This window comes from Steroidobacter agaridevorans (assembly GCF_009932555.1).
GTDB classification, from domain to species: domain Bacteria; phylum Pseudomonadota; class Gammaproteobacteria; order Steroidobacterales; family Steroidobacteraceae; genus Steroidobacter; species Steroidobacter agaridevorans.
The window spans coordinates 1,519,867-1,544,807 of sequence record NZ_BLJO01000001.1 but is presented as its reverse complement, the minus strand read 5'-3'; the positions used below and the strand labels follow the sequence as shown (position 1 = coordinate 1,544,807).

17 protein-coding genes and 1 pseudogene are annotated in these 24,941 nt (G+C 62.8%); 12 read left to right on the top strand and 6 right to left on the bottom strand.

The annotated features are described in order from the left end of the window. Positions 1-248, bottom strand: a pseudogene (locus GYH35_RS34530) (amidohydrolase); the annotation flags it as partial. Between the two features lie 88 nt (positions 249-336). Continuing rightward, a complete protein-coding gene (locus GYH35_RS06565) occupies positions 337-867 on the bottom strand; it encodes a methylated-DNA--[protein]-cysteine S-methyltransferase (protein ID WP_161816329.1) in 531 nt (176 codons plus the stop codon). A gap of 87 nt (positions 868-954) precedes the next feature. Here GYH35_RS06565 and GYH35_RS06560 point away from each other — a divergent pair, with 87 nt between their 5' ends. Then, on the top strand, positions 955-2,886 hold the full coding sequence (locus GYH35_RS06560; RefSeq protein ID WP_161816330.1) for a tetratricopeptide repeat-containing sulfotransferase family protein: 1,932 nt from the start codon (positions 955-957) through the stop codon (positions 2,884-2,886). 117 nt (positions 2,887-3,003) lie between these two features. Next, the gene (locus tag GYH35_RS06555) at positions 3,004-5,388 is read left to right on the top strand and encodes a TonB-dependent receptor (protein ID WP_161816331.1); all 2,385 of its coding nucleotides are present in this window, start codon (positions 3,004-3,006) and stop codon (positions 5,386-5,388) included. A 42-nt stretch (positions 5,389-5,430) separates the two neighbouring features. Here GYH35_RS06555 and GYH35_RS06550 read toward each other — a convergent pair whose 3' ends face one another. Continuing rightward, on the bottom strand, positions 5,431-6,741 hold the full coding sequence (locus GYH35_RS06550; RefSeq protein WP_161827929.1) for a serine hydrolase domain-containing protein: 1,311 nt from the start codon (positions 6,739-6,741) through the stop codon (positions 5,431-5,433). Between the two features lie 214 nt (positions 6,742-6,955). On the opposite strand from GYH35_RS06550, the gene GYH35_RS06545 reads away from it, so the two are divergent. Continuing rightward, positions 6,956-9,328: a Tex family protein gene (locus tag GYH35_RS06545; RefSeq protein WP_161816333.1), complete on the top strand. Its 2,373-nt coding sequence runs from the start codon at positions 6,956-6,958 to the stop codon at positions 9,326-9,328. Here GYH35_RS06545 and GYH35_RS06540 read toward each other — a convergent pair. Both GYH35_RS06540 and GYH35_RS06535 read right to left on the bottom strand, forming a co-directional pair. Further along, positions 9,272-11,158 carry a DUF3413 domain-containing protein gene (locus tag GYH35_RS06540; RefSeq protein WP_161827928.1) on the bottom strand — a complete coding sequence of 629 codons (1,887 nt, stop codon included), beginning with the start codon at positions 11,156-11,158 and terminating at the stop codon, positions 9,272-9,274. The genes GYH35_RS06545 and GYH35_RS06540 overlap by 57 nt on opposite strands. A 268-nt stretch (positions 11,159-11,426) precedes the next feature. After that, a complete protein-coding gene (locus tag GYH35_RS06535) occupies positions 11,427-13,652 on the bottom strand; it encodes a DUF6600 domain-containing protein (protein WP_161827927.1) in 2,226 nt (741 codons plus the stop codon). A 302-nt stretch (positions 13,653-13,954) separates the two neighbouring features. Between GYH35_RS06535 and GYH35_RS06530 the strand changes: the two genes are divergently transcribed. The 7 genes from GYH35_RS06530 to GYH35_RS06500 all read left to right on the top strand — a co-directional run bounded on the left by GYH35_RS06530 (position 13,955) and on the right by GYH35_RS06500 (position 22,452). Next, positions 13,955-15,031 carry a cyclic nucleotide-binding domain-containing protein gene (locus tag GYH35_RS06530; protein ID WP_161816336.1) on the top strand — a complete coding sequence of 359 codons (1,077 nt, stop codon included), beginning with the start codon at positions 13,955-13,957 and terminating at the stop codon, positions 15,029-15,031. Positions 15,032-15,235: 204 nt separating this feature from the next. Then, on the top strand, positions 15,236-17,035 hold the full coding sequence (locus GYH35_RS06525) for a DUF885 domain-containing protein (protein WP_161827926.1): 1,800 nt from the start codon (positions 15,236-15,238) through the stop codon (positions 17,033-17,035). A 126-nt stretch (positions 17,036-17,161) separates the two neighbouring features. Continuing rightward, a complete protein-coding gene (locus tag GYH35_RS06520) occupies positions 17,162-19,129 on the top strand; it encodes a TonB-dependent receptor (protein ID WP_161827925.1) in 1,968 nt (655 codons plus the stop codon). Beyond that, complete coding sequence (locus GYH35_RS06515; RefSeq protein ID WP_161827924.1) at positions 19,130-19,474, top strand: ArsC family reductase; 345 nt, start codon at positions 19,130-19,132, stop codon at positions 19,472-19,474. It begins immediately after the preceding gene. A gap of 84 nt (positions 19,475-19,558) precedes the next feature. Beyond that, positions 19,559-20,800, top strand: coding sequence for a sugar phosphate isomerase/epimerase family protein (locus GYH35_RS06510; protein WP_161827923.1), 1,242 nt, complete (start codon positions 19,559-19,561; stop codon positions 20,798-20,800). 123 nt (positions 20,801-20,923) lie between these two features. After that, positions 20,924-21,481: a cysteine hydrolase family protein gene (locus GYH35_RS06505; protein WP_161827922.1), complete on the top strand. Its 558-nt coding sequence runs from the start codon at positions 20,924-20,926 to the stop codon at positions 21,479-21,481. A 14-nt stretch (positions 21,482-21,495) separates the two neighbouring features. Further along, on the top strand, positions 21,496-22,452 hold the full coding sequence (locus GYH35_RS06500) for a GlxA family transcriptional regulator (protein ID WP_161827921.1): 957 nt from the start codon (positions 21,496-21,498) through the stop codon (positions 22,450-22,452). Here the strand turns inward: GYH35_RS06500 and GYH35_RS06495 are convergent. Further along, positions 22,370-23,251 (bottom strand): polysaccharide deacetylase family protein, encoded by an 882-nt coding sequence (locus GYH35_RS06495; RefSeq protein WP_161827920.1) that lies wholly within the window; start codon positions 23,249-23,251, stop codon positions 22,370-22,372. The two genes, GYH35_RS06500 and GYH35_RS06495, sit on opposite strands and share 83 nt — an antisense overlap. Positions 23,252-23,358: 107 nt before the next feature. Between GYH35_RS06495 and GYH35_RS06490 the strand changes: the two genes are divergently transcribed. Beyond that, complete coding sequence (locus GYH35_RS06490; RefSeq protein ID WP_161816344.1) at positions 23,359-23,691, top strand: thioredoxin family protein; 333 nt, start codon at positions 23,359-23,361, stop codon at positions 23,689-23,691. A 145-nt stretch (positions 23,692-23,836) separates the two neighbouring features. Further along, positions 23,837-24,941 (top strand): PAS domain-containing protein (locus tag GYH35_RS06485; protein ID WP_161827919.1); only part of this gene is annotated, 1,105 nt, incomplete at its 3' end.

The window sequence follows — 24,941 nt, the reverse complement described above, 5'->3', positions numbered from 1 at the left end:
GCGCTCAGTTGTGTACCGACCGCCGAAATCTTGCCGTCGACGATGAGCACGTCGCCATTGTCGATGCGAGTGCCGGTGCCGGTAAGTACGGTCGCGCCACGAATCAGCGTGGCTCCGGAGGGAAGCGCTTTATACGTCGATGTATACGGTGCGGGTGTCGATGGAGCTGGGGTTGCTTCCGGTGTCGGGGTCTGCGACTGCGGCGCGGTCGCGCAGGCACTCAACAAAATCCCCAGCAATGGAATCATGATCGGGCGGCGCGAGGCGCCGCGCGCATGAGCGTGCTGCATTATTTGTGATATCCGTGCGGCGAAAAAATCGAAGCGCAAAAATCTATCAGATCAGCCTGCCTTGCGCTGCTGCTTCGTGATCGAGCAGCCAGCGCTTGCGGGGCAGCCCGCCGCCGTAGCCGGTGAGCGAGCCGTCGGCGCCGATCAGGCGATGGCAGGGCACGACCACGCAAATGGGATTGGAGCCGTTCGCATGGCCGACGGCGCGCACGGCTTTAGGGCGGCCGATGCGTGCGGCGAAGTCGCCATAGCTCATCGTGGTGCCGACCGGAATACGACGCAGCTCTTGCCACACCGAGCGTTGAAAGGCCGTGCCGCCGGTTTCCACCGGAATCGTATCGATGGCATCCAACTTGCCTTCGAGATAGGCGTGCAAGCCATCGCGTATCGCCGCCGAAACAGGCCGAGTCCGCAACTGCAGGTCGCCGTACAGCACGGCGAGCGTCCGGTCGAGACGCGCTTTCAGATCGGCCCAGCCGAGTGCGCGCAACCGGTCCTGCTCATCGGCCACCACCAGCATGTCGCCGATGGGTGTCTTCATGCATTCGAGATGGAAACTGAACGTGGCGGCGGGCATGCGAACTTCTCAATGCATTTGCAGTAACGGGTGTCAGCGGCGTTATGATCGGTCCGGGACATTGCGTTGTCACTGGCCAGCTGACGAATGAGCGCAACACCGGAACCGGTTGGAACCCTGCAGATCGCCCTCGCGCACACCCGGCGCTTGCTGGATCATGACCCATCCGCGGCCGCCGAGCAGGCCCGGGAGATTCTAAAGGTCATTCCTCGACAACCTCTGGCGCAGTTTTTACTGGGATTGGCCTACAGCGCCAACCGGCAAGGCGATCAAGCGATCGCAGCCTTGCGCCGAGCGGTCGAGTTGCAGCCCGATCTGCCCGATGCATGGCGGACGTTGGCCGATCATCTCACCGCCGCGGGCGATACAGCGGGCGCCGACTACGCTTACGCTCAGCACATTCGCTTTTCCACTCGCGATCCCCGTTTGCTCGAAGCGGGCGCGGCGCTGGCCGAGAATCGGATCGCGGTGGCGGAGGCTTTGCTTCGTGAGCATCTGAAGCAGCATCCCACGGATGTCGCGGCCATCCGTATGTTTGCTGAAGTCGCTGCGCGGCTCGGACGCTATGCCGATGCCGAAGCGCTGCTCGAACGCTGTCTCGAGCTGTCGCCAAGTTTCCTCGGCGCGCGTCACAACTATGCGTATGTCCTGCAACGGCAGAACAAGCTGGCCAAGTCGCTTGAACAAGTCGAGCGCCTGCTCGCCATCGATCCTCGCAACCCGGGCTTTCGGAACATGCATGCCGCCGTGCTCGGGCGAGCGGGGGATTACGATCGCGCATTGAAGATCTATGCCGACGTGGTGAAGGAATATCCGACCAACGCCAAGGTGTGGATGAGCTACGGGCATGCGCTGAAGACAGCGGGGCAGCAGGGCGAATGTGTCAGCACCTATCGCCGCGCCATCGAATTGTCGCCGCAGCTGGGCGAGGCGTATTGGAGCCTCGCGAATCTGAAAACATTCCGCTTCAGCGAGGCCGATGTCGCGGTCATGCAGGAGCAGCTGGGTCGCAACGACCTGAGCGAGGAAGATCGCTTTCACTTTCATTTCTCGCTTGGCAAAGCGTTCGAGGACGCGCGCGATTACGCGAAGTCGTTCGAGCACTATGATCGAGGTAACTCTCTGCGGCGCGCGATGGTCCATTACGACGCCGACGAGACCTCGCAGCACGTGCGTCGCTCAAAGCAATTGCTGACACCCGAGTTCTTCGCGGCGCGTGAGGGCAGGGGCTCGCCGGCGCCGGATCCGATTTTTATCGTCGGCCTGCCACGCGCGGGCTCGACGCTGCTCGAGCAGATCCTCTCCAGCCATCCGCTGGTCGAAGGCACGATGGAGTTGCCTGACATTCTCGACATGGCGCGCGCGTTGGGAGGTGGACGGGCGCGCGGTGAGGCTTCCAGGTATCCTGAAGTGCTGGCCGACCTTTCTGCCGATCAGCTGCGCGAGCTCGGCGATCAGTACATCGCGAACACGAGCATTCAGCGCAAGACCGATGCGCCGTTCTTCATCGACAAGATGCCGAACAACTTTGCGCACGTCGGCTTGATTCAACTCATCCTGCCGCGAGCCAAGATCATCGATGCACGCCGCCATCCGTTGGGCTGCTGCTTCTCCGGCTTCAAGCAGCACTTCGCGCGCGGCCAGCATTTCACGTATGGGCTCGATGACATCGGCCGTTACTACCATGACTATGTCGAGCTGATGGCGCATTTCGACGCCGTGCTGCCCGGTCGCGTGCATCGAGTGATCTACGAGACGATGGTCGATGACACCGAAACCGAAGTGCGTCGGCTGCTCGATTACTGCGGCCTGCCGTTCGACGAGCGCTGCCTGCGCTTTTACGAGAACGACCGCGCCGTGCGCACGGCCAGTTCGGAACAAGTGCGACGTCCCATCTATCGCGACGGCGTCGATCACTGGCAACACTATGAAGCCTGGCTCGAGCCCTTGCGGCGTGCTTTGGGGCCGGTGCTCGAGTCCTATCCAGCCGTTCCGGAGAGGTTTGACACGACGCGCTGATTTGTTGGTCGATTCATCAAAAGGAGCCGCGGGGACCTGCGGCTACAACATGGGGAGAGCAAGATGGTTGATCGTCGCTTGCATGCTCACAAACTTCGGCAACGCCGCCGAAGATCGATGTCGGTTCCATTGGCCGCTGCGCTATCAGTCACGATGTCGCAGGCGGCAGCGCAAAGCAACGAAGGCGCGGTGCTCGAGCAGGTGATCGTCACGGCGCAGAAGCGCCAGGAGAATCTGCAGGAAGTGCCGCTGAGCATCACTGCGTTGGGCACGGCGAAGCTCGAAGAGTTGCACGTCACGGACTTCGCCGATTATTCCAAGTTCCTGCCCAGCCTTTCCTACACTTCACTCGGTCCCGGTTTCTCGCGAGTGTTCTTCCGCGGCGTGAGCAGCGGCGACAACGGCAATCACTCGGGGTCGATGCCGTCTGTGGGTATCTATCTCGACGAGCAGCCGATCACGACGATCACCGGCGCGCTCGATGTGCATATCTACGATATCGAACGAGTCGAGGCGCTGGCCGGGCCGCAGGGCACGCTGTATGGCGCCAGCTCGCAGGCGGGCACGATTCGTATCATCACCAACAAACCCGATCCGTCGAAGTTCGCGGCGGGCTACGACGTTGAAGGCAATGTGCTCGATGGCGAGACCGGCTACGTCGCCGAAGGCTTCGCCAATCTGCCCTTGGGCGAGAACGCCGCGATCCGTCTGGTCGGTTGGGGCAAGCGCGACGCGGGTTACATCAGTAACGTCGCGGCGGATCGCTTCTATGAGACCGCCGAGATCACCATCAACAACGCCGATCGGGCCGAGGAGGATTACAACGACGTAGAAACGTACGGCGCACGCGCGGCCCTCCGCGTGGATTTGAACGACAGCTGGACAATCACGCCCACCCTGATGCATCAACAGCAGGAATCGAATGGCGCGTTCGCCTACGATCCGAGCCTCGGCGATCTGAAGGTGGCCCGCTATCGCCCTGAGCATGCCGACGATCGCTGGACACAAGCCGCGCTCACGGTCGAAGGCAAGATCGCCAATCTGGATGTCGTGTACGCCGGCTCTTATCTGAAACGCGATGTGGATACCGAGCAGGATTACTCCGACTACTCGCTGTTCTACGACATTACTTATGGCTACACGGTGTATAACGACGACGGCGTCATCATCGAGCCGACGCAGTACATCCAGGGCAAGGATCGATACAAGCGTCAAAGCCACGAGCTGCGGCTGTCGACGCCGGGCGATAAGCGCGTGCGTTTCGTCGGTGGCTTGTTCTACCAGCGTCAGCAGCACTTGATCGAGCAGAACTACAAGATCGACAACCTGACGCCCGTGTATGAAGTGACCGACTGGCCCGATACCATCTGGCTGACGGAACAGAAGCGAATCGATCGCGACTACGCGGTGTTCGGCGAGCTGAGTTTCGATATCACCGAGCGCCTGACGGTGACCGGCGGCGCGCGCTGGTTCAAGGCCGAAAACTCTCTGGCGGGCTTCTTCGGTTATGGCGAGGGCTACAGCAGCAGCGGCACCAGCGGCGAGGCGCTGTGCAGCGACTTCGCAGGCGACCCCATCGGCGATCGCTCCGGCTGGGTGCCCTATACCGCGGTCGGCACCGCGCCTTGTAAGAACCTCGACAAGTCCGTCGACGAGGACGGCGTGACGCCGAAGGTCAATCTCACCTACAAGTTCGACGACCATCGCATGGTGTATGTGACGTACTCGGAGGGCTTCCGGCCGGGCGGCGTCAATCGTCGCGGCACGTTCCCGCCCTACGATGCCGACTATCTGAATAACTACGAGGTGGGGTGGAAGACGACCTGGATGGACAATCGCCTGCGCTTCAACGGCGCGTTGTTCCTGCTCGACTGGGATGATTTCCAGTTCTCGTTCACGGGCCAGAACGGTCTTACCAATATCACCAACGCCGGCGGCGCCCGCATCAAGGGCATCGAAGCCGATGTGGAGTTCGCGGCCACCGAAAGTTTCCTGATCTCCGGCGGGCTCTCGATCCTCGACGCCAAGTTGCGCGGAGAGTTCTGTGAGTTGCTCGATGGGGATGGCCAGCCGTTGCCGCTGAGCGATTGTTTTGCACCCAATCCTCACGGCGGTCCGGACGTGCTGCGCGGTGCAGGCGACGGTACGGAGCTGCCGGTCGTGCCGGACTACAAGGCCAATCTCACCGGCCGCTATCGTTTCGAGATGGGTGCGCTCGATGCATTTGCCCAGGCTGCATTCGTCTATCAGTCCGAGAGCCGTGCGGCGCTCACGGCGTTCGACGAAACGATACTCGGCAAGAACAGAGCCTACGGTCTCGCCGACTTCTCGGTCGGCTTCGGCAAGGATTCGTGGACGGCGGAGGTGTTTATCAACAACGCCTTCGACAAGCGTGCCGATATCACACGCTTTGCGCAGTGTCGCGAGGAGATGTGCACGAAGCCCTACATCGTCACCAATCGGCCGCGCACGATCGGTGTGAAGTTCGGGCAGAAATTCTGACGCGGGTAACGGGCGGGAGCGGCGCGCTCCCGCCCGCATCGGTTACTTGGAAGGTTCGACCAGCGCCTGGAATGTGAGTTGGCGCGACAGGTCTTCGATATTCGGCACGCCCGCCGGACCGCCCCGGCGTTGGATGATGCCGAGGAACACCACGTCGTTGGTGGGATCGATCCAGAACCAGGTGCCGGCGATGCCATCCCACAGATAGGTGCCTTTGCCGGCGGGGCTGCCGATTTCCAGCGGCTCTTCGTAGATCGCTACGTCGAATCCGAAGCCGAAGCCCGGCTGCATGCGGTAGTTGCCGATGCCGAACTTGCCGTTCTGGTTCTTCACCCCATCGGGCACATGGTTTGCCGTCATCAGCGCAACCGTGCTCGGCGCGAGCAAACGTTTGCCGTCGAGCTGGCCGTCATTCGCGAGCATCTGCGCGAAACGCAGATAGTCATTCGCCGTCGAATAGAGGCCGCCGCCGCCGGAAGGCATGCCGGGCGGCTCGTTCACGCCCTTGTCGTGAGGCATGGCGCTGAGACCTTCGCCGCCCCACTGATAAATCGTGGCGAGCCGCGACATCTTGTCTTTATCGACATGGAACGCCGTGTCCTTCATGCCGAGCGGCTCGAAGATGCGCTCGCGCAGGAACTCGGGGAACGGCTTGCCCGACAACTTCTCGACCAGATATCCCTGGATGTCGACGCCGACGCTGTACACCCAGCCTTCACCCGGCTGATACAGCAGCGGCAGCTTGGCCATGCGATCGATGAACTCCTGCAGCGACGGCGCGGCGAGCGGAGCGGATTGCTGATACAGCTTGTCCACCGGCGTCGCGCCGAAGACTCCATAAGTGAAGCCAGCCGTGTGCGACATCAGTTCGCCCATGGTCGGCGGATGCGAGGGCGCCACGAATGTGGGTTGGCCGTCCGGGCCATTGCCCGCATACACCTTCAGATCCCTGAACTCCGGGATGTGGCGCCAGATCGGATCTGACGGTTTCCACTTGCCTTCTTCGTACAACATCATCATCGCGACGCCAACGATCGGCTTGGTCATCGAGTAGATGCGCACGATGGAGTCCAGCTGCATGGGCTTGGCGCCGGCGATGTCGGCCTGGCCGTACGTCATCTGCTGAACGACCTGACCGCGACGCGCGACGACCGTGGCGATGCCGGCGAGTTCTTTGCGGTCGACGACCGCCTTCATGCCGGCGTCGAGGCGTTTCAGGCGCTCCGAAGAAAAGCCGACGCTCTCCGGCTTGGTCTCGGGCAGAGAAAGATTGCGCGCTTCGGCCGCAACCGTGACGAGCATTGCCAGCGCGACCAGGCTCCACGCGCGCAGGCTTGATGGTTGTATCCGCACAGTGAAATCCCCCGCGATCCGTCGGAAGTTACTTGTTGTAACGCGTCGCGAGTGTAGCCCCAGGCCTGGGCCGGCGACCCCGGTTCAGGCAGGCCATGACAGAACTTTGCCCAGAATTGCTTAGACCAGTCCCGCCGGAATCTCAAGCCTTGTCGCGAGGGGGCTCGTTCTTCATAGTGCGCGCCTTCGTTTTCGCACTGTGGATCGGACCCTGATGCCCCTGCCGTCGATTGAATCCCGCATTGCCGCCGAATTGTCCGCCAAACCCGAGCAGGTCAAAGCCGCCGTGGCGCTGCTGGATGAAGGCGCGACAGTGCCGTTCATCGCGCGCTATCGCAAAGAAGCGACAGGGGGACTGGATGACACGCAGCTGCGCACTTTGGAGGAGCGGCTGTCCTATCTGCGCGAATTGGAAGAGCGCCGCGCCGCCATCATCGCGAGCATCGATGAACAGAAAAAGCTGACACCCGAGCTGCGCGCCAGCATCGAGGCGGCCGACACCAAGCAGCGCCTCGAAGATCTGTACTTGCCGTACAAGCCCAAGCGTCGCACCAAGGCGCAGATCGCGCGCGAAGCGGGGCTGGACGTGCTGGCGGAGGCGCTGCTCGCCGATCATTCGCTGGTGCCGGAGACCGAGGCTGCGAAGTATCTGAAGCCGGCGTTCAAGACGGCGGCGGGCGACGACAACCCGGGCGTGGCGGACGTGAAAGCCGCACTCGAAGGTGCGCGCACCATTCTGATCGAGCAATTCGCCGAAGACGCGGAGTTGCTGAACAATCTCCGCACGCACCTGCAAGACAACGGCATCGTCGTGTCAGCCGTTGCCGAAGGCAAGGAAGAGCCGGCGGCGAAGTTCCGCGATTATTTCGCGTACAGCGAGACGCTCAAGACCGTGCCTTCGCATCGCGCGCTGGCGCTGTTCCGAGGGCGCAAGGAAGAGCTGCTGAAGGTTTCGCTGAAGTTGCCGGAAGACATGCAGCCGCCGCCGGCGACCGGTCAGGCGCCGTTCAATGCGTGCGAGCTGAAGATCTCCGCGCGCTTCAATATCGCCGATCGAAAAAAGCCGGCCGATGCGTGGCTGCTGCAGACGGTCCGTTGGACCTGGCAGGTCAAGCTCGCGTGGCAGTTGGAAGCGGAACTGCTGACGGCGTTGCGTGAGCGTTCGGAAGAAGAGGCCATTCGCGTCTTCGCGCACAACCTACACGATCTGTTGCTCGCTGCTCCTGCCGGCCCGCGCGCCACGATGGGCCTCGACCCCGGCCTGCGTACCGGCGTGAAAGTCGCCATCGTCGATCACACCGGCAAGTTGCTGGAGACCGCGACGGTGTATCCGCACGTGCCGCGTAACGAATGGGATCGCACGATTGCCCATCTGGCGTTGCTGGCCAAGAAGCACAACGTCGATCTGATCAGCATCGGCAACGGCACCGCTTCGCGCGAGACCGACAAGCTCGCCGGCGACTTGATCAAGCTGCATCCCGACTTGAAGCTCACGAAGATCGTCGTGTCCGAGGCAGGCGCTTCCGTGTACTCGGCGTCGGCGCTGGCGGCGAAGGAATTCCCGGATCTCGATGTGAGCTTGCGTGGCGCCGTTTCCATCGCGCGCCGCTTGCAGGATCCGCTGGCCGAGCTGGTGAAGATCGATCCCAAGTCCATCGGCGTCGGTCAGTATCAGCACGACGTGAGCCAGACCAAGCTTGCCAAGAGTCTCGATGCCGTCGTCGAGGATTGCGTGAACGCCGTCGGTGTCGACGTGAACACTGCGTCTGCGGCGCTGCTGGCCCGCATCTCCGGTTTGTCGTCGACGCTCGCCGAGAACATCGTCCGCTATCGCGACGAGCACGGCGTGTTTGCGAATCGTGCCGGCCTGAAGAAAGTGCCCCGTCTCGGCGACAAGACATACGAACAAGCCGCCGGCTTCTTGCGTGTGATGAATGGCGACAATCCGCTCGATCGCTCAGCGGTGCACCCGGAAGCGTACCCGGTCGTCGAGCGCATCATTGCGGACCTGAAGAAGCCCGTGAAGGAAGTGCTGGGCGACGGCTCGACGCTGAAGAAGGTCGACCCCGCCAAGTTCACCGACGAGAAGTTCGGCTTGCCGACGGTGAAGGACATTCTCAAGGAACTCGAGAAGCCCGGCCGCGATCCGCGCCCGGAGTTCAAGACCGCGACCTTCAAGGAAGGCGTCGAGGAGCTGAAGGATCTGCAGCAGGGCATGATCCTCGAAGGCGTCGTCACCAACGTCACCGCGTTCGGCGCATTCGTCGACATCGGCGTCCACCAGGACGGCCTCGTTCACATCTCCATGATGTCGAACAAGTTCGTGAAGGACCCGCGCGAAGTCGTGAAGGCCGGCGATGTGGTGAAGGTGAAGGTGCTGGAAGTCGATCAGCAGCGCAAGCGCATCGCGCTCACCATGCGCCTCGACGAGTCCGCCCAACGCGTCCGCGACAACGCGTCCGGCGACTTCCGCCGCGACCGCGACTCACGCCCACCTCAGCGTCAGCAACAGCAGCCGCGTCGTGAAGAGTCAGTGGGTGCCGGCGCCATGGCCGACGCCTTCGCCCGGGCGCTGAAGCGGCCGTAAATCGCCGCTGACGAAACGCGCCTTCTGCTCGAGGGCGCCCGCGATCACGTCGGGGGCGAGCCGGGTGTCGAGTTCGAGATGATCTTCGTCTCGAACTTCCATGCCGTGCTTGCGCACGACCGCGATCTGGTTGCCGTGCTTGATCGCAAAGTCCGCGTACTCGCTCATGACGATGATTTCGCGTCCGCCGGGCTCGTAGAGCGGCTGGCCGACGCTGTAAGCAGGGAAGGGCGTGTCGCAGCCGAGATAGTCGCGCAACACTGTCGGCATCACATCGAAATGCGTGGTGCGATGATGAAACACCCGAGGCTCCAGCCCCGGCGCATATAGCGACATCGGCACCGCCGTCTGGAAGCGGGTGAAGTTGCTCGCATGTCCCCAGTAGTTCTGGCCGTTGTCGTTGAACTCCTGGCCGTGATCGCTGGTGATGATGACGACGGAGTTCTCCAGCAGGCCGCGCGACTCCAGTCCGGCAATCGCTTCTCCCACCAGCGAATCGACGTAGTGCACCGAGTTGCGATAGCGGTTCAGCAACGGCAGTGGATCCGTGTCGCGATCGAGCTGCAGATAGTTCACGTGGGGCGCCGCTGGCGCGAACGGCGCAGGATAGTCGTCCGGGTACGCGAAGCTATGCGGCGCGTCGTAGAACAACAGCGCGAAAAATGGCGCTGTCTGCTCCCGCTCGCCCAGGTAAGCAAGAAAGTCATTGGTGAGATCGCGATCCCAAGCGTCCGGGCTCGCGCCTTCAGAACGCATGCGCACAGCCTCGACCTGTGAAAACACGGTGCGGTCGAACTCGGGGCTGTAGAGCGGCGCGCTGCGAAACACCTGCACGTCGTAGTGGAGGCGGGCGAGTTGGTCGATCAGCACAGGCCCCCGTCGCTCCGCCAATGCCCGGTGCCAGTACGTGCCGGGTATCGAATAGAACAACGAGAACATGCCGATACGCGTCGCGTTCCCGCCGCTGTAATGATCCATGAAGCGCACCGAGCGTTGCGCGAAGCGCTCGATATTCGGCGTGACCCGTGCGTCGAGCGCGTCGAAGCGCCAGGAGTCGATGGCGATGACGACGATGTTGGGCGGCTTTTCCGGCGGGCGACAGCTCAACGGCTGCAATGGATAGGTGAGCTGTCTATTCGCCTGTGCTACATCCGTATCCGCGACTTGCAGCTTGTTCAGGTTCACACCTTGCGCGCGCAGCAGCCGTTTCGCCGTCGCTGCATAGCGCATCGGCAGCACTTCGGTTTGTTCCAGGAAAGGTTCGTAGCTCGCGGCGTCCGCCCAGATGTGGATGGAATGGAAAGTCAGCAGCGCGCAGGTCGCTACGCCGGTGATGATCATCGGCAACGGCGAGCGCTGGGCGGGACCGCTGACGCGCCGCCAGAACCAGCTGGACGCAACGCCGAAGACCGCCAGGATCGCCGCCGCGATCAACGCGGCCTGCGCATACATCGCGGCGGAAAAAACAAAGGTCTCGCCCGCGGCGCCACCGAACAACAGATTCAATACGCCCGCGTTGATGTGAAATCGATACAGCTGATAAACCTGCGTATCGATCAGCACGATCGCGACGGCCGCCGCTCCGCAGAGCACACCTAGCGGAATGGCGATACGGGGGCGCGGCCAGGCAACGACGAGAGCGAGCGCGGGCAGTAGCGACACGGCCGCAAATGTCGTGAAGTGAGCAACGAGCATGCTGGCCCGGAACAGCATCGAGGCGGGCCGGGCGTCGAGATCGATCACCTCGAAGTAACGCAGGCTGACGAGCAGGAGCAGCCCGAGCGTGGTCAGCCAAAGCCATCCCCACCAGCGCATGAGACGAGCGCGCATGTCGACGTAGGGCCTCACGGCCCGGCCTCGAGTTTTATCGGTGTCGGTCGAATAATCAGTCGCTGGGCAGTCGGGTTCCTTGGAAGACTTTATCGTTGTCATTAGCCGGTGACGAACTCGGTGGCGATCGAAGCGCTGTACTGCGCTCGAAGTCAGCGAGTGACGCCGCCAGGCGACAGCGCTGCGGCAACGAGCGAGGCCGGCCCCTTGGGGAGCCGGCGCCGAATGGTATCGGCTTCAGTCGCTCAGAGCGACACGCGTGAGGGCCTCACCGTTCCTTCGGCGAATTCCACGGCCGGTTGCCGCCGCGATTCCCGCCGCCGTTGTTGTTATTGGACGGCGATGATCGAGGCGCTTGCGGCTGGCTGCGAGGCTCCTGGCGCGGCGGAGGAGTGAACGTGCGGGGTTCCTGCCGCGGCGGAGGAGAGTAGCTGCGTGGCGGCTCGCTGCGAGGCTGGCTGCGAGGCTGGCTGTACTGGCGGGGCTCGACGCGATTGATCCCGCTGCCGCTGGAGCCGGAGCTGCGCGACCGCTCGCGATCGCGGAACGTGTCGTTCGTCGGCGGTCGATAGAAGCCGCTGCCGTTCTGCTGATAGCCGTTGCTCGGCACCCGTTGCATGTGATCGTTGCGACGGATGTTCGATGACTCCTCGGCCGGCATGCTTCTGACCCGGTCTCGATTGTCACGGTCCGGCCGGGTCAACGTATCGTTGCGATTGTCACGATCGCGACGTGACTGCCAATCGCGCACCGAGTCGTTGTTCAGTTCGCGCGGACGATTGCTGCCGCCACTCAAGCCCAGCGCACGCTCGCGATCGGCGCGATTGTCCGGGCCCTTGCCGGTCGGGCGAATCACATTGAAATCGCCGTAGCGTTTCGGGCTGCTCGGAGTGCGATCGACCAACTCGGCGCGGCCGACGGGGCGGTTGCCATTCGACTCGATGGCGCTGCGTTCGCGATGGAAGGGCACCCGGCCGGCGTAGTAATCGCCGCGACCCATGTTGTTGAAACGATCCGCATCGTGCGGCGGGCGACGAACCGGTCCGCCCAGCACGCTTTCGCGATACGGCGCGATGGCGGGCGGCTCACGCACCCCGTGCCAGTTGCGCATCTGGTTGTCGTCCGGCCGCACCCAGTGATCGCCGATGCGGCGGCCGCCGACGAAATAGTCACGCGGCACGGCGGTGACCGCGCCCGGATAGCGGTGATAATCGAAGCGCGGCGGCGGCACGCGCCGGCCGTAGAAATAGTTGTGGTTGATGACCACCGTGTTGGAAACATTCACGTAGCGAATGTAACGCGGCGTGTGACGGTAGCCCGGATAGTAAACATCGCGGGGTCCGAGCGGATACCAGCCGACGTTGCCGAACGAGACGGAGATGCCCACCGTCGGCCCACCGACCCAGCCGACCAGCGCCGGCGCATAGACGGGACGAATGTGGCGCGGCCCAGGCACCCAGCACCATCTGTCGCGAATGTGCGCCCAGCGTCCATAGTGGAACGGCGCGTAGCCCCAGCGAGCGTCATCGATCCATGACCAGCCCCACGGCGACACATATACCCAGCGGCCGTAGCGATACGGCGCCCAGTTGCTGACGACGTAGGTCGGTCGCCACACGTAGCCGTATTCGGGCTCGCTGATCCATTCGCCGTTGTCGTCGAGATCTTCGTAACCGACCACATCGCGAGAAACATACTTCGCCGACTGCGAGCGCTCATTGCGGGCATCGCGATCGTTGGCCCAATTCTCGAACGCCGTGCGCGGACCGATCGGCTCGATCGTGCCGGTCAGGCTGTCCACGCCAGTGAACACGCCGCGCTCGTTATCGCGCACGGTGAATTCTTTGTTGCCGCCGCCTTTGACTTCCGCTTCGCCATTGCGCGTCTTGACGATGGTGCGGTCGCCGGACTTGTCCACTTCTAGGTGATATTCGCCGACCCGGTTCAGGAACACCGTGGAGTGGGGCGTCTCGACTTGAATGGTTTCGCCTTCGGCGAGGCGGCGCACGCGGATGGTGGCGGCGCCTTCGGTGAGGCTGGCTTGCAGCACATTGTCGTCGAGCTCGATGAAGCCGAAGCCGGTGTCACCATCCAGATACACCGCCGCCGAGCCGATCTGCAGCTCGGCGCGGCCTTTGTCTTCAACCCACAGCCGATCGCCGCTGGTCAGTGGCCGGTTCAGCACCGCATCGGCCCATTCTTCGCTGCCGGCCGGCGCGACGGTTACTTCACCATCGATGTAGCCGAGACGAGCGACACGACTCGGCGGGTCGACCACGGCCGTGCCCTGAGAAGAAGATTCGGAGGATTCACTGGCGGACTGGGGTTCGACGACCGGCTCGACCGTGGGCTCGCCGGCATCGGATTCGACGACGGGCTCCGGCTCGACGACCGGTTCGGGATCCTGCGCGCGGGCTACATTGCCGCCGAAAGCGACCAGCAAGAGGAGGCCGCTCGCGAGTCCCGTCAGCCTTTGTGTCAGGGAATTCGTCACGTGCTTGCTGCCTATGGATTGGCCGCTTGGTCGATCCGTGAGTCGGCGGTCGGCGTTGCCCGAAATCATGTTGCCCACCCCCGTTTAGAACGGTTGTCAGCATGATCCGTTCCCTGGGGTGAACTCAAGGTGAACACGGGTTCGGGCCGCAGGCGGCGTTATGTCCGGCCCAGCCGCTCGACTCCAGGGTTAACTACCGGTTCAGTCAAGGCCGCAGTTGTGAGATGGATCGCGGATTAACGTCAGGCGCCTGCCTAATACTGCCCCAGGTCAATAGGGTCCAATAACAAAGATCTGGGTGCATGGACTTTACCGGGAATCCCAAAGAGCTGGCCCTGCTGCGGACTTTTGCGCCGTTCGACGGCATGAAGCCCGAAGGCCTGTCTGTGTTCGCCCGCAAGATCACGCGCCGCCAGGCTCCCAAGGGCCGCCTGCTGTTCACGGAAGGCGACGAGGAAAAACAGACCTTCTATCTGATCAGCGGCGCGATCGACCTGCTCGCCGAAGGCGAAGTCGTCGGCACGGTCAAGAGCGGCACGCCCAAATCCAAGAGCCCGCTGGCGCATCAGCTGCCGCGGCCCTATTCGGCGGTGGTGACGTCCGATCGCATCGAATATTTCCAGATCGACAGCGAGTTCCTGGACGTGGCGGTGACGCTCGACCAGACCGGCGCTTACAAAGTGCTGGAGTTGAACGGGCTGGACGAGAACGCGCCGGGCCCCGACGACTGGATGACGGCGCTGCTGCAGACCAAGGCCTTTCACAAGATTCCTCCGGCCAACATCCAGGCCGTGTTCATGCGCCTGCAGCGAGTCGACTACCGCGCCGGTGAGGTGGTGATCAAGCAAGGCGACGCCGGCGATTATTTCTATGTGGTCGTCAAAGGCATTTGTCAGGTCGCGCGCGAGACGCCGCTCAACAAGGACGGCGTGCGCCTGGCCGAGCTCAAGATGGGCGACACGTTCGGCGAAGAGGCGCTGATTTCCGACGTGAAGCGCAACGCCACCGTGAGCATGGTGACGGACGGCGTGCTGATGCGGCTGGCGAAGGACGATTTCCGCAAGCTGCTGCACGAGCCCTTGCTCGAGTGGGTCGACTACGAAAGCGCCAAGCGCATCGTCGCCAGGGAAGACGGGCAATGGATCGATGTGCGGCTGCCGTCGGAGTTCGAGCACTATCGGGCCGAAGGCGCGATCAACATTCCGTTGCATTCGCTGCGTCTGAAATTGAAAGCGCTGGACCGCAACCGGCATTACATCGTGTGTTGCGATACCGGCCGCCGCAGCTCGGCCTGTGCCTACATTCTCGCGGAACGCGGCTTCCACGCCAGCGTGCTGCGCGGTGGCCTGGGCTCGACCGAGCTGGCCGCGCCGCGCTAGTTGTAAACAGCGACTCGGGCATCCTGCCGCTCGCGCTGTGGCGCAGAGGGGAAAAGGCGTGACTTTTCCCCCTGCGCTCGCCGCCTGCGGCGGCGGGCACATCCCTGTGCCTGGGGTGGCACGTGTTGAGTTTCATGGTCGCACTTTTATTTCCCGGGCCGCCGGCCCAAGATGCCGCCTTCCAAATGCTATGGAGACGGCCTCATGGGTTTCAGGTCCCGCCCCGCATCCGTTCTGAGCGGTCTCACTCTATTGTTGTCGTGTTCGCTGGCGCTGGCGCAGTCGCCCGAGGCGAGCCTGAGCGCATTGATCGATGAGTACGAGCAGCTGATCCGCAAGGACGATCCGGTGAGCGCGGGCCAGGAAGGCGATCGCGAGGCGCTGCGCCGGCTGCCGGACGTGCGGCCGGAAACACAGCAGGCGATCGCGAAACAACTCAAAGGCATCGGCGAGCGACTGGCGACGATCGATGTAGCCGGTCTGTCCGAAGACGCGGCGTTGAATCATCAGCTACTGACGGGCGTCGTCGCGATTCACACGGAACAGCTCACGTTCGATCTGCCGCGCATTCCGTTCGAGAACGATAGCGGCTTCCATACATTGCTCGACTATCTCGCCCGCACGACGACGATTGGCTCGCGTGACGATGCCGAGGCCTGGATCGCTCGACTCGACGCAGCGCCGGCGTATTACGAGCAAAACCTCGCCAATTTGAAGCGCGGCATCAAAACCAAATACACACAACCGCGGATCGTCGCGGATCGTGTGCTCGAAGTGGCGCGCAAGCAGGCCAACACCAAGGCCGAAGACAGCTCGCTGTTGTTGCCGTTCGCACGCATGCCTTCAAGCATTCCGACCCCGGCGCAAGAGGAATATCGCAGCAAGGCGCTCGCGCTGGTGCGCGATCGCATTCTGCCGGCGCAGAAGAAGTTCGCCGAATTCATGGAAAAGGAATATCTCCGCGCTGCGCGTCCCAAGCTGGCGTGGCGGACGGTGCCGAACGGAGAGAGTTCCTATAAGTTCTTCGTGCGCCGTGAGACCACGACGCAGATGACGCCTGATGAGATCCATCAGCTGGGTCAATCGGAAGTCGCGCGTATCCGCGGCCTGATGGAGAAGACGATTGCGGAGACGGGCTTCAAGGGCAGCTTCGCGGACTTCCTGCAGATGATGCGCACCGATGCGCGCTTCTATGCCAAGACGCCGGAAGAGCTCATGGAGAAGGCGAGCGAAATCGCCAAGCGTTCGGACGATCAGTTGCCTCGCTTGTTCGGCACGCTGCCGCGACTGCCTTATGGAGTGCGCCCGGTGCCGGCCGACATCGCCGAGGGCTACACGACGGGTCGTTACTGGGTCGGCAGCATGCAGCAGGGTCAGGCCGGCGGTTACATGGTGAACACCTCGCATCTGGATCAGCGGCCGCTCTACGAGCTGCCGGCGCTCACCGTGCATGAGGCGGTGCCGGGCCATCATTTGCAGATAGCGCTGTCGCAGGAGCTGAGCGGCATTCCGTACTTCCGTCGTAACACCAGCCCGACGGCGTTCGTCGAAGGCTGGGGACTGTATTCGGAGTTCCTCGGCGAGGAGATGGGGATCTATCGCGATCCGTACGAGCGCTTCGGCCGCTACTCCTACGAAATGTGGCGGGCCTGCCGGTTGGTCGCCGATACCGGCATTCATTGGCTGGGTTGGGATATCGAGCAGGCGCGCCGCTGCTTTACCGAGAACTCGGCGCTCGCGCCTCACAACATCCAGACCGAGCTGGAACGCTACATCTCCTGGCCGGGCCAGGCGCTTGCGTACAAGATCGGCGAGCTGCGGTTCCGCGGTCTGCGTCGTGACGCGGAGCAGGCGCTCGGCGAGAACTTCAACGTGCGCGACTTCCACGACAAGTTGCTGCTCAGTGGGGCGTTGCCGTTGGATGTGGTGAGCAAGCGCATTCAAGCGTGGATCGCCGAAAAGTCGCCGGCGAAAGCGAATTCGACGTCGGCGCTAGCGCCCTGATTTGCAGGATGTTATTGACGTTAACGAGAAGGCGGTAACCGTAATCAACGGCGGTGCTTCAGGCACCGCCGCCTAAGCTCCTCGCACCCGTGCCGCGATCGGTCAGGCACGCGCGAGGGGCGGACGATGATCAAGTGGTTTGGGACATTTGCGTTGCTGGCCGTGAGCAACGTGGCGTCGGCGGCGGATACCTTGGAAGAGGTCGTGGTGTTCGCTCGAGGCGAGCAGCAGATCGGCCGCGCGGCCGCGGCGAGTGAAGGCGCGGTCGGTGGCGCCGATTTGTCGGTGCGTCCGCTGTTGCGAGTGGCGGAACTGCTCGAGGTCGTGCCCGGCATGATCGCCGTCCAGCATTCCGGCTCAGGCAAGGCCAACCAATATTTCCTGCGCGGTTTCAATCTGGATCACGGCACCGACTTTTCCAATTACATCGACGACGTGCCGATGAACCTGCGCACCCACGGCCATGGGCAGGGCTATCTGGACGTGAACGGACTGATCCCTGAAGTCATCGACCGCATCGACTATCGCAAGGGACCGTATCGCGCCGACACCGGCGATTTCTCCATGGCCGGCGCCGCGCACATGAGCACGGTCACCCGCCTGGATCCTTTCATCGCGGCGGAAGGCGGCAAATACGATTGGCAGCGTCTGGCGGGCGGCACGTCGACTCAGATCGGCGAAGGCAATCTGGTCGCGGTCGGCGAATGGAAATCTTACGACGGGCCTTGGGAGCTGGCGGAGAACCTGCGACATCAGTCGGCCTGGGCCAAATATTCGCTGCCGCTTCAGAACGCTCGCTTCGAACTGAGCCTGTCGGGCTATCACGCCGAATGGCGTCCGACCGAACAAATCCCCGAGCGCGCCATCGGCACCGACGTGTGCGAGAGCGCCTTCTGCTCGCTCGATCCCACCGCCGTGGGTGAAACATTGCGCTGGATCGGCGCCGCTCGTTTGATCGGCGATGACTGGCGAGCGACGGCCTACGCGCAGTACTACGACTGGCACATGTCCTCGAACGCCACGTATGACTTTCAGATCAATCAATTCGATCGCCGCTGGATCGGCGGCGGCCGGTTCGAGCGGGCATTCCAGATCAACGATCGGGTGTCATTGCGAGCCGGCGTCGAAGGTCGCTACGACGATATCGGCAACGTCGGCCTGCAACACACCGAGGCGGGCGAATTCGTCGCGACCATCAGCCAGCACTCAGTGCGCGAGAGCTCGGCTGGCATCTATGCCGAAGCAGCGTGGCATCCGATCGACGACCTGCGACTCACCGGCGGGCTGCGCGGCGACTATTACGACTTCGATGTGAAGGCGCGCATCGAGGGAGTGGATGCGGGGTCGGGCTCGGACAACGCGGTCTCACCAAAGCTAGGCGCGGCCTACACGATCAACGATCGCATCGAGGTGTACGGCAACTGGGGCAGGGGATTTCATTCCAACGACGCGCGCGGTGTGATGAACAGAGAAACGCCGGTGGCTGGGTTGAGCAAGGGCTCGGGTCATGAAGTCGGCGCGCGTTTCGAGCTTGGTCCGGTGCGGCTGACCGCGACCTACTGGTGGCTGGAATTGGACAGCGAGCTGAAGTTCGTCGGCGATTCCAACTCCGTCGAGCCGGGCGCGGCGACCAAACGTCGCGGCTATGAGCTGGTGGGCTTCTGGCGTCCGATGGACTGGCTTGCATTCGACGCAGTGTGGACGGGCAGCCGCGCTCGCTATGAAGACAGTCCGGACGGCGTGCATGTGGCGGGCGCCATCGAAAATGCAGGCGAGCTGGGTCTCTCCATGATTTACGACCGCTGGGAAGCCAGCATGCGCGTGCGCTATTTGGGCGAGTACCCGCTGATCGAAGATAACTCGCTGCGAGCCGACGCGGAGACCAGCGTGAATCTGCGCGGTGCGTGGAAATCGGATCGCTACACCGTCTATGCCGAGTTGCTCAACGTGCTCGATGAGGAGGGTAAGGACATTGTCTATTACTACGGCGCGCACGTTGCCGGACTGGACCCGGAAGGCGAGCAGATCGATGGTCGCGTCAGCCGCATCCAGGAGCCGCGCACGATTCGCTTTGGCGTGAAGTACAATTTCTGAATGACCACGATTTACGGCATCAAAGCCTGCGACACCATGAAAAAAGCGCGCACCTGGCTCGACGAGCACGGTGTGAAATACCAGTTTCACGATTACAAGGTCTCGGGCATCGACCGCGAGCACCTGGAAGCGTGGTGCAAGAAGGCCGGTTGGGAAACGATCCTGAATCGCGCCGGCACCACGTTCCGCAAACTGTCGGACGACCAGAAGGCCGATTTGAACGAGCGCAAGGCCATTGCACTGATGTTGGAACAGCCTTCCATGATCAAGCGGCCGGTGCTGGAGAAGGGCGCCAGGCTGCTGGTCGGCTTCAAGCCGGCGGAGTATCGAGCCGCTTTCGGCTGAGCCGCCGCGCCGTCGGCGCTCGTGCCGGCCGCAGGCCCTTATTTCCGGAGTGTAAACGGTTCCACGATCTGCCAGACTCGGGGCATGAGCACCACAGCCTTTGCCCCCAAGCCCATGAAACTCAGCATCCTGACCGCGGCGCTGCAGGAGCTGACGCCCCGGGACAAACGGGATGCCGACCCGGACCTGGCCATCGAAGAATGGCTGCAATTCGCCCGCGACATCGGCTCGCCGAACATCCAGCTGTCGGCGGCGTTGCATCCGACCGAGAGCGATGTGCCGGCCGAGGCGATGCTCGATCCGGTCGCGAATACCCTCGACTTGCGCCAGCCGTTCAACAAGCAGCGCGCGGCCCGTGTGCTCGCGTCGATGAAAGAAAACGGCGTGGGGCTGTCCGATCTCGGCTACTTCGACAACATGCTGGTTGCCGATCCGGCGGCACGTCGCAAGAAACATGACTTCATGTTGCGAGTGTTCGACGCTGCCGTGCTGTTGGGAACGGATGCCGTGTGCGGCTTCGTCGGCCGCAATCCGCAGCTGGAGATGGATCAAAACCTCACCATGTTCGAAGAGGTGTTCGTGCCGCTGCTCAAGGAAGCCAAGGCTCGCGGCCTGACGTATCGGGTCGAGCAATGTCCGATGCCCGGCTGGAACGTGCTCGATCGCTGGCACAACAACATCGCTTACGCGCCGGGTCCGTGGATCACCTTGCATCGGATCTGCGAGCAGCACGGCGTGGGCGATCAGTTCCGCATTCACTACGATCCCTCGCACGCGATTCTGATGGGGCAGGACACGCGCTCGCTGTTTCAATATCTCAAGGACGCCGGCTACGGATTCCTCATCGGCGGCTTCCATGTCAAAGGACAGGTCGTCGATTCGCGGGGCGTTTCAGCGTGGGGTTATGGCGGCCAGACCATGCAGCGGGGCGACTGGATCGATGGCAAGCCGTCACCGAATCCGGCCGATCACGCCAATGCCTGGAAGAAACAAACGGTGCTTTGCGAGCACGAGCTGCCGGGCACCGCGCGCCATGATCCGCTCGCGTATCTGCAGAATCGCAGCGTCGACTGGCTCGATCATCAGCTGGCCGCGCGCGAGTTGCTGTCGATCGATCCGGCCAAGACGTATCTGGTCGTCGAGCACGAATATCCACCGGCCCGAATCCAGGACAAGGCTCGGCTCGCGCCCATCCTCAAAGGCTCGCTGGCGTTCGTGAAGGCCATCGATGAGGCGGCCGCGGCCATGTATTCGCTCCAGCACGACGTACTCAAGTCGCAGGGCATTCCCGTCCAAGGCGTCGGCCGCGAAGCCTACCGGTCATAATCGGCCATCGCCGAGGGCGGTAGCTGCCGCTGTCCGTTTTTGACCGCTGCCTGGCGACGGGCACTCTCGTTCCGGGACCGCGTGGCGCGCACCATGCGCACACGTTGTCCTGGAGGAGTCGCCATGAAATCCGCGTTGCTCGTCATCGATGTGCAGCAGTCGTTTACCCGCCGGCCGTATTGGGACGAGGCGGAGTTGCCCGGGTTCATCCAGAACCTGCAACAGCTCGTGCACCGCACCCAACAGGCGGGCCTGCCGGTGCTGCAGGTGTTCCATGTGGACGAAGAGGGCGCGGAAAACGCCTTTTCGCACGAGTCCGGCTTGATCAAAACCCTGCCGCAGCTCGATATTCGCCCGACCGAAGTGTTCACCAAGGCCGTGCACTCGGCCATGTTCGCGACCACCAGGAACGGCAGGAGCCTCGACTACTGGCTGCGCACCCACGGCATCGACCGGTTGATCGTCACCGGCATCCGCACCGAGCAGTGCTGCGAGACCACGACCCGTCACGCTTCGGATCTTGGCTATAGTGTGACCTACGCGGTCGATGCCACCCTGACTTTCCCGATGGTGTCCGGATCGGGCCGCACCTACACTGCAGCGGAGATCCGCGACCGCACCGAGCTGGTCCTGCAAGGCCGGTTCGCTCAGGTGCAGCGCTCGGCAGCCGTGGCGATCTGACGAGGTTTTATCGAATGAGGACGGTGCTGTTCGCGCTGTTGCCCGAGGTCGTGCTGCTTGACGTGGCCGGCGCCGCCGAAGCCTTTCGGCTGGCGAGCCTGCTCGTTCCGGACAGCTACGACTTGCAGTTCGTCGGCACCAGTGCGTCATTGCGATCCGCGGTTGGCCTGCAGCTTCACAAGCTGCAGCGCCTGCCTGCTGAAGTGCCGGATCATTCGATTGTCGTGGTCACCGGCGTTACGTCCGCTGCGTTCGATTTGGAATCGGAGCCGTTCCAGCAACTCTCGCAGTGGCTGCAAATCGTTGCTCGCAACGAGACGGTGACGTTGATGTGTGTTTGTTCGGGCAGTCTGATGGCTGCGCATGCTGGATTGTTGCGCGGCCGTGAATGCACGACGCATCACGACTTGATCGGCAAGCTGGAGAAGCTGGAGCCGAGCGCGACGGTGCACGGCAATCGCATTTTCGTCGAGGATGGTCACATCATGACGAGTGCCGGTGTCACTTCCGGTGTGGACCTGGCGTTGCACCTCATCGGTCAGCAACTAGGTCACAAGATTGCCGTGGCTGTGGCGCGCGATCTCGTTGTCTACATGCGTCGGACGACGGCCGATCCGCAGCTGTCCGCCTGGGTCATGCATCGAAATCACATTCATCCCGCGGTTCACAAAGTGCAGGACGCGATCGCTCGCAATCCTGCGGCGGAATGGACAGCCTCCAAGCTCGCGGCCGTGGCTTGCATGAGCGCTCGGAATCTTGGCCGTCTGTTCGCGGAGCATGCCGAGTGCTCGCCGCTCGATTACGTGCAGCGTCTGCGGGTGGCGGTTGCGCGAGAGATGGTAATGAACAGCGATTTGGCGTTAGAGCGCGTTGCTGAGCGCAGCGGCTTCAGCTCCGCGCATCATCTGAGGCGAGTCTGGCGTCGTTGGGAGCGGGCGTCGCCGGCTGAGTTTCGTTCGACAGGCCGCTGACCGTCACCGACTTCAGGCCGCGCTCCCGCAGTCCTTGTAACAACAACGGCAGCGCTTCCAAGATGAGCGGACGATGCCGATTGTCGCGATCGTGCCCGTCATGCATGAGCACGATATCGCCCGGTCGAATCCTCCGCACGACGCCGTTCGCGACGGCCCGGGGATCGCGCGCAAACGTATCTCTCGAATGGATCGACCAGGCAACGACATTCAGATTGCGTTGATGAGCGGCACGCGCCATCGCCGGACTCTTCAAACCGACTGGCGGGCGATACAACGGCTCGCGCTCCGATTCGGTCACTGACTTGATCAGCTGCGAGCAACGATCCATCTCGACGCCATGCCCCGCGGCAGATGAAAAGTTCAGCAGGTACGAGTGCTGCCAGGAGTGATTGCCGAGCTCGTGGCCTTCCCGATGGATGCGCTCGCCCAGCGCGCGATGTTTCTCGAGATGACGGCCGATCACGAAGAACGTCGCGCGGGCGTCATATTCGGCGAGCATGTCCAGCACGGCGGGCGTGATCTCGGGATCGGGGCCGTCGTCGAAAGTCAGCGCCACTTGCGGCTGATCGGTGCGGCCACGGATCAGGGTCGGGTACAGGACCGCCGACTCCGGACGGAAGATTCCGTCCGCCATCAGCAACGCGTGCGCGCCGAAGGGCACCCCCAGGCTCAACGCGCTGGGGCCAAAAACCGCGGCCGAGCCGACAGTTACAGCGGCACTCGCCAGCAGGAATTTATCGGCGCGACATAAGCTCAACGGCGCGGCTTCCGGAAAGAGGGTGGGCCATGATCGCAAGCGCCATCGACATTGTCGATTGACGGCATTGCCAATGGCGATTGCCGAGGGCCGTCTGTGGGCGCATGTTGACTCACCAAAGTCACACTCCCGACAGGAGAGGTTTCATGAGCGATGCGAAGTTTGTCGCGGTCACTGACGCCAGCTTCAACGAACAGGTGCTGGCTGCCTCCGGACCGGTGCTGCTGAAGTTCGAAGCCGACTGGTGCGGTCCGTGCCAGGCGATGAAGCCGATGATCGAAGACATCGCGCGCGATTATGACGGCCGGTTGACGGTTGCCACCATGGACGTCGATGCCAACAGTCAGACGCCGTATCGCTTCGGTGTCCGCGGCGTGCCGACTGTCCTGCTGTTCAAGGGCGGCGAAGTGATCGGACAGAAGGTCGGCCTGCCTCGCAAGGCGGAGTTGACCGCGCTGCTCGACGCCAAACTTTCGTAAGGCTGACGGGCAACGCCCAACGGTAAACACTACCTGCGCCCGTCGGCGCGGCTGTAGTAGAACCATGAGGCCCTGCCGGAGCGCACTCCGGCGGGGCCTTTGTGTTTCATACAGTTAATAATTACCAGGCCCGCAGAGGTGACCTGTGAAATCCGTTCGGGCGAAGCGCCGTGGCGATCCACCCCGGCAGGAGTCGCCACACAGGGACGGTGACGACGAGCAGAGTAGGGAAGAAGAAGGACGTGACTCTCCGATCGTGCGATTGGCGCTGGCTCGGTGGCCCGCGCCGGCGGCATTGATCGACGAGAACGGACACATTGACGCCGGCAATCGAGCGTTTGCCCGGCTGTTCGGTTGCGAACAGGCCGATCTGTGTCAGCGTGCGATCGATGAGTTGATTCCAGCCTTTCGCCCGCTGGATCGTGACGACACGCCTGGCGTGCGCCGTCGTGCGACGGGACACCGTCTCGACGGCAGCACCTTCCCTTTGCGATTCATCCGCCTGCCCGTCGACGCAAGCGACACGCGCTGCACCTTGGTGTCTGTCAGACCCCGGGCGGGCCGTGGCCAGGTCGTGCCCATTCGCAATTGCCACAACGATGCACGACTGCGGGCCGCGGTGAAAGCAGGGCGCATCGGCACGTGGATCTGGGACTTGCGCAAGCGCACCGCCTGGTGGGACAGCGCGATGTATCAGCTGTGGGAAATGCCGCCCGATGGAATACTGCCGATCGCGACGGCCACCGCGCTGTTGCATCCCGAGGACCGCGAATGGGTCGGCCGATCGATGGACCGATACGTCAATAGCGGCGCTGGCGAGATCGCGTTGGAATTCCGCTTGCTGCGTCCCGACGGCAGCACGCAATGGGTTTCGATCAGTGGCGAGATCCAACGCAACGCGCAGGGCGAGCCGACGCAAATGATCGGCGCGACCATGGACGTGACGGCGCGCAAGAATGCGGAACATGCCTTGCATCATGCGCAGAAGATCGAAGCGCTCGGCACCCTGGCCGGCGGCATCGCGCATGACTTCAACAATATTCTGCTGGCGATCGCCGGCAACACGCGCCTGGCGGAACAGGAATTGGCGCCCGATCACCCGATCCGCAACATGCTCACCCAGATTGCCAAGGCCAGCGCGCGAGCCACGGACCTGGTCAATCGCATTCTTACATTCAGTCGCCAGGGGGATTGTCGTCGCGAGATCCTGCCGCTGCAGCCCGCCGTGGAAGATGCGATCAAGCTGTTGC